Source organism: Micromonospora sp. NPDC047753 (assembly GCF_040642735.1).
GTDB lineage: Bacteria > Actinomycetota > Actinomycetes > Mycobacteriales > Micromonosporaceae > Micromonospora.
Map to the genome: position 1 here is coordinate 1 of NZ_JBEYSL010000259.1, position 9,297 is coordinate 9,297.

A 9,297-nucleotide genomic window follows, 5' to 3' on the forward strand; every position below is an offset into this window, starting at 1 on the left:
CCTGGCTCCGGGCACCGTCCGCAACTACCTGTCCAACGCGATGCGCAAGACCCAGACCCGGACCCGCCACGAAGCGGCCCGCTACGCCCGCGAACACGACTGGCTGTAGGCGCATCCGCCGTCGCCGACCGTGACCGTGAGTTGCGACTGTCCGAGGAAATGTCACTGTGACGTGGTGACGTGGTGGCACTGACGGCGAGGCGCCATGAGCGTTGCAATGGGATCTCCACACCGACGAGAGGGAGCTCCCCGATGAACGCCCCCAGAGCCGCAGGACCCTGGACAGGGACGAGCTCTTCTGATGCGGGAGGCTCGCGCCTCCAGACGCCGGAGCATTCCCGGCTGGCCGTCGACAGCTCCCGGCCCTTCGGCGCCCACCTTCGGATGAGCTGGTGGAAGCCGCTGGTGGTCATCGGCGTGCCGCCGCTGGCGATGGTGGTGCTACAGGTTCTGCTCTACCAGCTCGTGGGCGTCATCGAGGGCAGCGACGACCCGATGTCGGCCACCCTCACGCCATTGAAGTTCCTGGCCGTCAACCTCAGCATCGGCACGGCGGGCGCCCTGGCGATCCTGCTCCTGGTCTGGATCGCCAGGGTGCCGTGGCGCAGCCTGATCAGTGCGCCCCGAGCCTTCGACGCTCGCCGCCTGACGTACTACCTGGCCGCGGCGGCGCTGCTGGTGGGCGCCGGGATCGGTGTCGTGGCGCTGGTCGCGCCCGACGCCCCGGGCTGGACCGCCTTCGGTGTCACCGGCACGACGATCGGCATGCTGGCGATCATCGCGCTGAGCACCCCGGTGCAGGCCGTCGGCGAGGAGCTGATGTTCCGAAGTGCGGTGCTGCCCGCCGCCGCGTCCTGGGTGCGTGCGGTTCGCCCCGCCCTGGTCGTCGGGCTCGTCGTATCCGGCCTGGGCTTCGCCGTGGTCCACGGCTCGGCTGACCCCTGGTTGTTCGGCTACTACACCGTGATCGGGGTCAGCACTGGCCTGATGGCCATCATCAGCCGCGGCATCGAGGCACCGGTTGCCTTCCACGTCGCCAACAACGTCCTGTTCACGATCGTCAACACGCTGATGGCAGACGGCGAGGCCTTCGCGATCGACCGGTCCACCGACTCCGGTGACGCGTCCCTGCTGATCCTCGGCGTCGTCAACGTCGCCATGGTGGTGCTGGTCTGGCTGCGCGAGCGGCGAGCCCGGCCCCGGGCCGTCAGTAGTCAGTAGGACCGCAGGCCGTCGTGACCAGCGAGCGATTGGAGACGCCCTCGTCTGGTCGGGTGTGCGTCGGTGCTCCCGCACCTCGCTCTCCTGGGGGAGTGGAACCGACCCACTGAGGGAGGCGTCACGCTGTCGGCTTGGCGAGGGTGCTGGTATGCCCGCTTTCAGTAGTCGTCGCTGGGCGTACGGCGCCTTGGCTTGGTTGATCGTCTTTGTGGTGTCCCACGTGATCCTGGTGCTCTTCCCTGGGCGCGATCCAACCGGTGACGGACCGTGGGGCATGAGGGCCTACGTGATCTTCAACGTGGTGCTCATCTCGATGTCGGCCCTCGGAGCAGTCGTCGTTCTGGCCACTGTCCGCCCGCCGGCGCGACATCTTCCCCGGTGGCTGCTTCTGACCCCACTGGTGTTTGGCAGCGTGCTGCTCGTGATCCGGGGTGTGCCAGGAATGGCCGAGAACATTGTGATGGTCAGCGGTGTCCGTCGCGGTGGTTTCATGGGGGTGGCGGACGTCTCCACTGGCGAGTTCTGGGCCGGCATCGCAATCAACACCTACTTCTTCGCCGGAGCGGCGTTGCTGGTCGGGACAACCGTTTCCTACGGCCGACGACCAGCGAAGCCGTCTCGCTGAGGCGTACCGGCGTCCGCACGGGCGATCTCCTGCCGCAACAGCGCCGCCTCGTCGTCGCGGTCGCAGAGCAGCAGCACCTTGAACTCTGGTTGGCCGAACGGCCTGGCCCAGTGGTGTACGGCCTGCGACAGGATGCACAACAGCGTGTGCCGATCCTCGGCGCTGCTGGACAACACCCGGGGCGCGTTCTCGACGACGACGAGATACCCGTCCGCGGGCATCCATTTCAGGTCGCGGAGGCAGTCGGACAGCGCGGCCCAGTTCCACCCGAAGTAGCCGGGAAAGAGCAGCGCGTCGGAGAACTCGTAGAAGGTGTGGTCCGCATCCGTCATCCTCGCACCGTCGAGCCGGGCGACGACGAATCTGCCGGCTGCCGGTAGTACCGCCGCCAGCTCGACCAGGGCACTGCGTGAGCAGACCTCGACCTGATCGGTGGGGCCACTCCACCAGCTGCTCATCGGACGATGACCAGGTTGGCCATGTCGACGACCGGCCGGTAGCCGAGGGCGGCGTAGATCTTGTTCGACGTCGGGTTGGCCTGGTCGGTGAACAGGCAGACCTGCGTACCCTCGGCCTGGATTCGGCGGGAGACCTCGGCGACCGCGTTGCTGGCCCAACCGCGCCCCCGTTGGGCCGGCGGTGTGTACACCGGGCCAAGGCGGGCCACCCCGAACGACGGTGGGTTGGCACCGGTGAGGTGCACCGGCTCCCCGGTCTCGTCGAGCCAGAACCACAGCCGTCCGGCGTGGATCCGACGCAGCACCTCCGCATGGTCGGGCACTTCGTGCGCGCTGGCACCACGCGGGCGGCCCGCCTGTTCGTCGGCGTCGCCCACGAACGCGTCGAGCCACTCGGTGACCAGTCCCGCGTCCTCCACGGTCGCGGTCACCAAGCTGCCGGGCACCGGTGGCGGCGATGTCAGCTCGCCGAGCTGGTGCAGCCGTGTGTGCTGGTTGACCCGGACTTCGCCTCCGCCGAGCTGGGCCAGCGCGGCGGCGCACAGGTCGACCGCGGGCAGGGCGCCGTTGACCGCGAGGACCTCCTCCCCGCGCTCGTGCAACGCGTGGGCGAGCGCAACGGCCGCCTCGTCGGGCATGGGCAGCAGGAACGGCGGATAGGGGGCATACGGCGCCGAGCGCATGCCGGCACCGACCACCGCGCCGGAGTCGTCGCTGACCACGAGCCACCAGTTACGGTCGGGCTGAGGGATACCCTCTGCCCGTTGCGACAACGGCCGGTGCGCGATGGTGGTCACGACCGTGCTGACGACCGGATCGGCGCCCAGGTGGTCACCCGCAACGGCCAGGAACTCGCCCGGATCGGTGAGGAATCGCAGCCGCAGTCCGGTCCTCGGGACAATGCTCATCCGCGTACGCTAGCCACCGCCCACCGGATCGACACCGGAATCTTGTGCGGCCCGGGGACCTGCAGGCGCTGCACCAACCGGGCGGCGGGCCCACGGTTGGTTCCGTCCGGGCGGGGTACACCGCCGCGAGTGGCGCGGGGGCTGCGTTCACCCCGGCTTGGCCACCGAAGGTGCTTCGGAGGGGCCGATGTCGGGTGCGTCAGCGCGGCCAAGCGGGCCCGGGACGTCCGATGACGTGGTGGAGCTGCGGGTCCACGGAGCCGCCAACGCCAGCGCCGCCCAGGTGTTGAACGCGGCGCAGGTCGAGCAGGTCGCGGGCGACCGCAGTGGGGGCTTCTACCGCCCCCACCGCCCATGTTCGTGCGGCAGCGGCGAACGGGTGACGGAGGCGTACCGCTGGGGTGACCTGCCCGCCGGAAGCGTGGTCAGGACACTGTCGCTGGTGTTCCTCCTGCCGTTCATGCTGGCCAACCTGGCGATCTGGATGCGACCGGCGAGCCCTGGCTCCGACGCGATGGTCAGATCCCTGTGCCGGTTGCTGGCGCTCACTCTCACCGCGCTGTATGTGCTTGCCTTCGTCGGCGTCACGCTGGACCTGATCGCGTGGAAGTGCATGGGCTCGCCACGTTGCCTGGACGGGCGCACCTGGTTGTCCTGGTTGGGCGGGCAACCGGTGGGCCTGCGCCTCGCGGTACTGGCGGTGATTCCGGCCGGCGCCATCGGTCTGCTCTGGCGTGCCAGCACCCGGCCGCGAAAGATGTTCGACGCGTTCCGTGCTCCGGCGGACGAGGTTTCCGAGCATCGTCTCGGCGGGATCGGTCAGTGGGACGCCGGGCCGCTGGTGGGACGGCTGCGTTCGATTCACGTCGCGGCGGCGTTCGCGACACTGGACGTCGCTCTGCTCGCCGCCCGAGCCGCGAACGGCGCCTCGGCCAGCACCATCTCGTTGGCCGTGGCCACCGGGGCGGTGCTGGCCAGCTGCGTGGTCCTGCTCTGTCTGCCCCCGTTGCTCGACCGGGCCGCCTCGGACCAGCGGCTGGATCGAATCACCCGCGCGGTGCGAACGGTGGCCGTGGCCCTGACCATCGTGGTGACGGCCCACGTCCTCGCCAGCCCGGCGCCGTGGCGCGAGGGGGGCGGCCTACCCGGCTACGGCGCAGTTCTCACCTTGCTCTTCGTCGCCCAGACGACCCTGCTGACCGCCCTCGGAGCGGTGCTGCTCTGGCACCGGTTTCGCCGGCGGGACGCCATCCCGCTGCTTGGGCTGGGCGCACTGGTGATGGCGGCCAGCGCGGTCAGTCTGGCGGTGGCAGTGTCCGCCGAGTTCGTCTACCGGGTGGCGGATTTCCTGGATCGTGACGCACCGACCGGAGAAGGCCTGGCGTCCGGTCTGCCGCCGGCGTTCACCTGGGCGATCTTCGGCTTTCTCCGGACCGTGCTGTTCACGTTGGTGGTGGCGGTTCCGGTCGTCCTCATCTCTCGCCGCCGTCGACTTCATGCTGCGGCGGTGATCGTCGACTGCGACTACCCGGAGCGCCCGCCGACGGCCGCGACCCGACTTCGGCAGGTGCGGGAGGCGATAGCAAGGGCCCGCTTCACGGAAAGACTGATTCCGTTGGCGGTGGTCTACGCGTGCCTGGCCGGGATCGGCACGGCCACCACCACCCTCGGGCTGCTGGACCTGCTGCCGAGCGAGTCCGTGCAGCGGTACGCACGGGTGCCCGGTGATCTGATCACCTTCTCCATCGCGTTCGGGAGCTGGGGGATCGCCGCGATCATCCTCGGTCTGACCATCGGCGGGATCTTCGCCTACCGGACTGTCGAATTCAGGCGCCACGTCGGTGTCCTGTGGGACCTGGGCACGTTCTGGCCCCGGGCCGCCCACCCGTTCGCCCCACCCTGCTACGCCGAACGGGCCGTGCCGGAGTTGACCCGACGAATCACCTACCTCGTCGGACGCGGCAACCTCGTGCTGCTCACCGCGCACAGCCACGGTTCGGTCCTGGCCGCCGCGACAGTGCTCCAGTTACCGCCCCAGGTCAGCAGTCGAGTCGCTCTGCTCACCCACGGCTCACCACTGAGCCGACTCTACGCGCGACTCTTCCCCGCCTTCGTCGACGACGAGGTGCTGCACGAGATCGGCGCTCGGGTGGAGTGGCGGTGGGTGAACCTGTGGCGCGACACCGACTCGGTCGGCGGTTGGATATTCAGCGCCCACCGGACACCCGCGCCAGTGACACTCGGCGGGACTGCAGCAACGGTGGACCGCCGGCTACGGGATCCCGCCGACGTGGTGCCCCTACCTGGCGACAGCGTCCCGCCGCCGATCCAGGGACACCGGCCCGGCGGATCGGAGCGGCGGTACGCCGAGGCGGCCCGCGAGTTGATCGAGCGCCTTCGCCAGCCGGTGGACTCAGTACCGCTTCCGGGCGACCCGCCGAGCGGGGCAGTGGCGGATCCGTAGCAGTGACGCGGGCGCGACTGTCGGGTGCGGGCGGCTCACACCGTGTCGAACCCCTGCCGCCAGGACGGATAGGCCGGGCTCCAGCCGAGGTGCGTGCGGGCGTAGCGGTTGCTCGCTCCCCGCGCCCAGCCGTGCCGCTCGCCACCGGTCACCGCCGGTGCCGGCACATCCGCCGCCGCGCAGAACGCGGGCACCCACTGCGAGGCGGCGGCTGGCTCGTCGTCGCAGACGTTGACGACGCCCACGGGCCACCGCAGAGCCTCGACCGCGGCGGCGACGGCGTCATCGATGTGCAGCAGGCTGCTCACGTCCGCGTCGGCGGGGACCTTGCCGGCGGCGGCGAACTGGGCCATCAGACCGTCGCGGGCGTACCAGGTGCCCGGGCCGTAGAGGGTGCCGTACCTCAGCACGACCCACTCGGGCGCCTCCTGAACGGCGGATTCGAGCGCGGCGGCACCGGCCACGCTGGTCTGGCGTGGCTCCGCCGCGCCGAGGTCGAGCGGAATCTCCTCGGTCGCGGGCTCGGTGCCCGGCTCGTACGCCCAGGCGATGCTCTGTGCCACGATCCGCTGTACGCCGGCGGCGAGCGCCGCGTCGACAAGGTTGCGGGTCCCGGTACGACGCAGCCGCGAATTGGCGGCGAAGTCCCCAGTGCTCAGGCTGGTCAGCTGGTGCATCACCACGTCGGGCCGGGCGTCGCGGACGGCGGCAGCGACCGCGTCCCGGTCGAGCACGTCGACGGCGACCGGGCCGTTGCGGGCCAACCCGATGACCTCATGCCCCTGAGCGGTCAGGATGGGCTCGAGTCGACGGCCGATGACGCCTGTCGAACCGGCGAGAACGATACGCATGACGTGCCTCTCCGTCAGTTCGGCCGGGTCGAGCGGCGGCCCTTACGCTGTTCGAGCTCGTCGGGGCTCACCAGCACCAGCATTTCCTGGCCGGGCGCGCAGACCATCACGACCAGGAACCTCGTCACCCGATCGGACAGGTTGTTGGCGGACCGGTAGTGGATGACGTCGCCGCCCGGCTCCCAGAACGCCTCACCGGCCTTGATCACCCGCTCCGGCTCGCCCTCCAGCTCGAAGATCATCTCGCCCTCGAGCAGGTAGCCGAAGACCGGGCCGGAGTGCCGGTGCGGCGGCGTGCCCGGGTCGCCCGGTGGCAGTTCGATCGTCGCTGTCATCACGTGGGAGCCCTCCGGCAACTCCGGCGGCATGGCCGTGCCCAGCAGCACGATCTCGTTGTTTCCGATTGTCATGGTCTGCATGGATCGAACGTATCCCCGACCGGACCAGCCGGATGGACCAGTTGGTGACCGGTCTGATGGACCAGTTGGCAGAGTCCGGACAGTGCCTCCTGCCAGGCATGAGCCGGCGGCGCCGCGTATCCGAGGACCAGGGCTGCCGCCTGCCGCTCGTCCGCGGGATCGTGCCAGTAGCCGTTGCTGTGCAGTCCGATCAGGTGCAGCCCCTCGCGGCGTCCGGCCCGGATCAGCCAGCGCTCCTCCGCCACGGAAGCCAGCGGTAGCAGCGCGTGAACGCCGGCAGCGATGCCCTCCAGGGCAGTGGCGGTCACCTCGGCCAGGCGGTCGGCCAGCTCGGTCCGGCGACGCCGGTAGGTCAGGCGCATGCGGCGGATGTGCCGGTCGTAGTCGCCGTGCGTGAGCAGCTCGGCCATGGTGAGCTGGTCGATCGCGGAGACCGCGGCGCCGGCCTCCACGATCGTCGTCGTCAGTTCACGACGCAGTGGCTCGGGGACGACGAACCAACCCAGGCGGACGCCTGGCGCCAGCGACTTGCTCGTGCTGCCGGCGTACACGATCCGCTCTGGTGCCAGCGCCTGCATGGCACCCACCGGCCGCTGGTCGTAGCGGAACTCGCCGTCGTAGTCGTCCTCGATCAGAAACGCGTCGTGCTTCCGGGCCCAGGCGATGAGCCGGTAGCGGTGCCGTGGAGCGAGCACCACGCCGGTCGGATGCTGGTGCGCCGGGGTGAGGAGCGCGGCCTGACCCGCCGCGTCGTCCGGGTCGGCCCCGCCGGGACCGACGGTCAGCGGGGTGACTGTCAGGCCCGCGGCACGCAGCACCATGCGGTGATGGGCCAGACCGGGGTTCTCGGTGGCGATGGCGCGGACGCCGCGCCGGTGCAGCGTCCGCGCAAGAAGGGAGAGGCCCTGGGTGAAGCCCGCCGTGATCACCACCGCACCCGGGTCGCAGAGCACTCCACGAGTGCGCGCGAGATAGCCGGCCACCGCCGCCCGCAGTGCGGGTAGCCCGGTCGGTTCGGAGTAGTCCAGCGTGCCGCGCGAAGCCGTTGTCAGCGCCCGGCGGACACTGTCCGCCCAGGCTGTGCGGGGGAACGACGCGAGGTCGGGAATCCCCGGCCGCAACTCGATCAATGGCCCGGCGGGAGGCGACGGCCGCGGTTGCCCGCGCGAACCGGGCGGATCATGACGTACGTCGGCGACCCGGGTGCCCGAGCCGGGTGCCGCCAGCAGCCACCCTTCCGCCACCAGCTGCGCGTACGCCTGCACCACAGTGCCGCGTGCCAAGCCCAGGTCGGCGGCCAGGCTCCGGCTCCCCGGTAGGCGCGACCCGGCCCGCAGCCGGCCTGTCCGGATGCTCTCCCGTAACGCGCTCTCCAGCGAGCGACCCGGGAAACCCGCACTCCGATCGAACTCCAGATGCAGGTCAAGCGACTTCGTCACGCAGCAACGATCCCATTCGTACGAGTAGCGCCGGCAGCTTCGGCGTCGACTCACGTGTCAGGCGCCGCCGATCTTCGCAGGTGAGGGCTCCACCCTCTCGGGGAGTCCGAGCAGTTTTCGCCGCAGTGAGAAGTCCCGAAGAGTAGAACCAGCAGTGACATCACAGTTGTTGAACTCTGTTTCACCTCGGCGCCCGGTCCGGGTGACGCACCCCTGCGGCGTTACGGCGAAGGCGGATCGGGAGGTAGCTCAGTGCGAATCGGGACAGCTGGCAGGACCGGCGGGCTCCGACGTCCCGGCCAGTGGCCGGCCGGTCCGAGGTCGCGGAACACCGCCGGGCGGACCCGATGAACGACGGCCGGTCACCCACCCCCGCCGCACGGCAGGCACGGTCAACAGGTGGGCGGGACACCGCGCTGACCGCGTTGATCCGGATCGCCCTGGCCGTCCTCTTCCTCGACGAACTCGTTGTCGGGTTCTGGAACCAGGTCTTCCCCGAAAGCTTCTACGACAACTTCCCGACCGTCAGCCTCACCCCACCGTTCAGCGAGCACTACGCGCGAGACTTCGGCGGAGCGACCCTCGGCCTGGCCGTCGTCCTCGGCACCGCGCTCGTCGTACCTAGGGCGGCGTTCACCATCCCCGCGGCGGCGGCATTCTCCACCTTCGCCATACCCCACTTCTTCTTCCACCTGACCCACCTGCACCACGCCACCCCCGGCGAGAAGGCGTTCCTGACAACCGCCAACGCCGTCGTCGCCCTGCTCGGCCTTCTCGTCATCGCCCTGACGCTCGTCCGGGACGCAGGGCGTCGCCGCCCTCGGCGCAGGTGATGCGGGCGGACCCGGCGCCCTGGCGCTCACTCGGTTTCCGGGCGTTGAACTGGAACTGCGCACCCCGCCCGGTTACGGC

At 70.2% G+C, this 9,297-nt stretch carries 9 protein-coding genes and 1 pseudogene; 5 read left to right on the top strand and 5 right to left on the bottom strand.

Going from position 1 to position 9,297, the window contains the following annotated elements:
- From ABZ749_RS21040 to ABZ749_RS21050, 3 genes and pseudogenes are all read left to right on the top strand, one after another.
- Positions 1 to 109, top strand: a pseudogene (locus ABZ749_RS21040) (DNA-binding response regulator); the annotation flags it as partial.
- A gap of 275 nt (positions 110 to 384) precedes the next feature.
- The gene (locus tag ABZ749_RS21045; RefSeq protein WP_357230135.1) at positions 385 to 1,221 is read left to right on the top strand and encodes a CPBP family intramembrane glutamic endopeptidase; all 837 of its coding nucleotides are present in this window, start codon (positions 385 to 387) and stop codon (positions 1,219 to 1,221) included.
- Between the two features lie 220 nt (positions 1,222 to 1,441).
- Complete coding sequence (locus tag ABZ749_RS21050) at positions 1,442 to 1,846, top strand: hypothetical protein (protein ID WP_357230137.1); 405 nt, start codon at positions 1,442 to 1,444, stop codon at positions 1,844 to 1,846.
- Here the strand turns inward: ABZ749_RS21050 and ABZ749_RS21055 are convergent.
- Positions 1,813 to 2,304 carry a barstar family protein gene (locus tag ABZ749_RS21055; RefSeq protein WP_357230139.1) on the bottom strand — a complete coding sequence of 164 codons (492 nt, stop codon included), beginning with the start codon at positions 2,302 to 2,304 and terminating at the stop codon, positions 1,813 to 1,815. The two genes, ABZ749_RS21050 and ABZ749_RS21055, sit on opposite strands and share 34 nt — an antisense overlap.
- On the bottom strand, positions 2,301 to 3,212 hold the full coding sequence (locus ABZ749_RS21060) for a GNAT family N-acetyltransferase (RefSeq protein ID WP_357230141.1): 912 nt from the start codon (positions 3,210 to 3,212) through the stop codon (positions 2,301 to 2,303). The genes ABZ749_RS21055 and ABZ749_RS21060 overlap by 4 nt, the downstream gene beginning before the upstream one ends.
- Positions 3,213 to 3,450: 238 nt before the next feature.
- Here ABZ749_RS21060 and ABZ749_RS21065 point away from each other — a divergent pair, with 238 nt between their 5' ends.
- Entirely contained in the window at positions 3,451 to 5,676 is a 2,226-nt protein-coding gene (locus ABZ749_RS21065; RefSeq protein ID WP_357230143.1) for a hypothetical protein, read from the top strand.
- 35 nt (positions 5,677 to 5,711) lie between these two features.
- Here ABZ749_RS21065 and ABZ749_RS21070 read toward each other — a convergent pair whose 3' ends face one another.
- Genes ABZ749_RS21070 through ABZ749_RS21080 form a run of 3 tightly spaced genes read right to left on the bottom strand, consistent with a single transcriptional unit; the run spans position 5,712 to position 8,385 of the window.
- Positions 5,712 to 6,527 carry an NAD(P)-dependent oxidoreductase gene (locus tag ABZ749_RS21070; RefSeq protein WP_357230145.1) on the bottom strand — a complete coding sequence of 272 codons (816 nt, stop codon included), beginning with the start codon at positions 6,525 to 6,527 and terminating at the stop codon, positions 5,712 to 5,714.
- Positions 6,528 to 6,541: 14 nt separating this feature from the next.
- Positions 6,542 to 6,946 carry a cupin domain-containing protein gene (locus ABZ749_RS21075; RefSeq protein ID WP_357230147.1) on the bottom strand — a complete coding sequence of 135 codons (405 nt, stop codon included), beginning with the start codon at positions 6,944 to 6,946 and terminating at the stop codon, positions 6,542 to 6,544.
- On the bottom strand, positions 6,934 to 8,385 hold the full coding sequence (locus tag ABZ749_RS21080) for a PLP-dependent aminotransferase family protein (protein WP_357230149.1): 1,452 nt from the start codon (positions 8,383 to 8,385) through the stop codon (positions 6,934 to 6,936). The genes ABZ749_RS21075 and ABZ749_RS21080 overlap by 13 nt, the downstream gene beginning before the upstream one ends.
- Before the next feature lie 347 nt (positions 8,386 to 8,732).
- On the opposite strand from ABZ749_RS21080, the gene ABZ749_RS21085 reads away from it, so the two are divergent.
- Complete coding sequence (locus ABZ749_RS21085; RefSeq protein ID WP_357230151.1) at positions 8,733 to 9,218, top strand: hypothetical protein; 486 nt, start codon at positions 8,733 to 8,735, stop codon at positions 9,216 to 9,218.
- Positions 9,219 to 9,297 lie beyond the last annotated feature (79 nt).

Coding starts and splice junctions, on each gene's coding strand:
- ABZ749_RS21045 (WP_357230135.1), top strand. CDS start 385: ATGAGCTGGTGGAAGCCGCTGGTGGTCATCGGCGTGCCGCCGCTGGCG.
- ABZ749_RS21055 (WP_357230139.1), bottom strand. CDS start 2,304: ATGAGCAGCTGGTGGAGTGGCCCCACCGATCAGGTCGAGGTCTGCTCA.
- ABZ749_RS21060 (WP_357230141.1), bottom strand. CDS start 3,212: ATGAGCATTGTCCCGAGGACCGGACTGCGGCTGCGATTCCTCACCGAT.
- ABZ749_RS21070 (WP_357230145.1), bottom strand. CDS start 6,527: ATGCGTATCGTTCTCGCCGGTTCGACAGGCGTCATCGGCCGTCGACTC.
- ABZ749_RS21075 (WP_357230147.1), bottom strand. CDS start 6,946: ATGCAGACCATGACAATCGGAAACAACGAGATCGTGCTGCTGGGCACG.
- ABZ749_RS21085 (WP_357230151.1), top strand. CDS start 8,733: ATGAACGACGGCCGGTCACCCACCCCCGCCGCACGGCAGGCACGGTCA.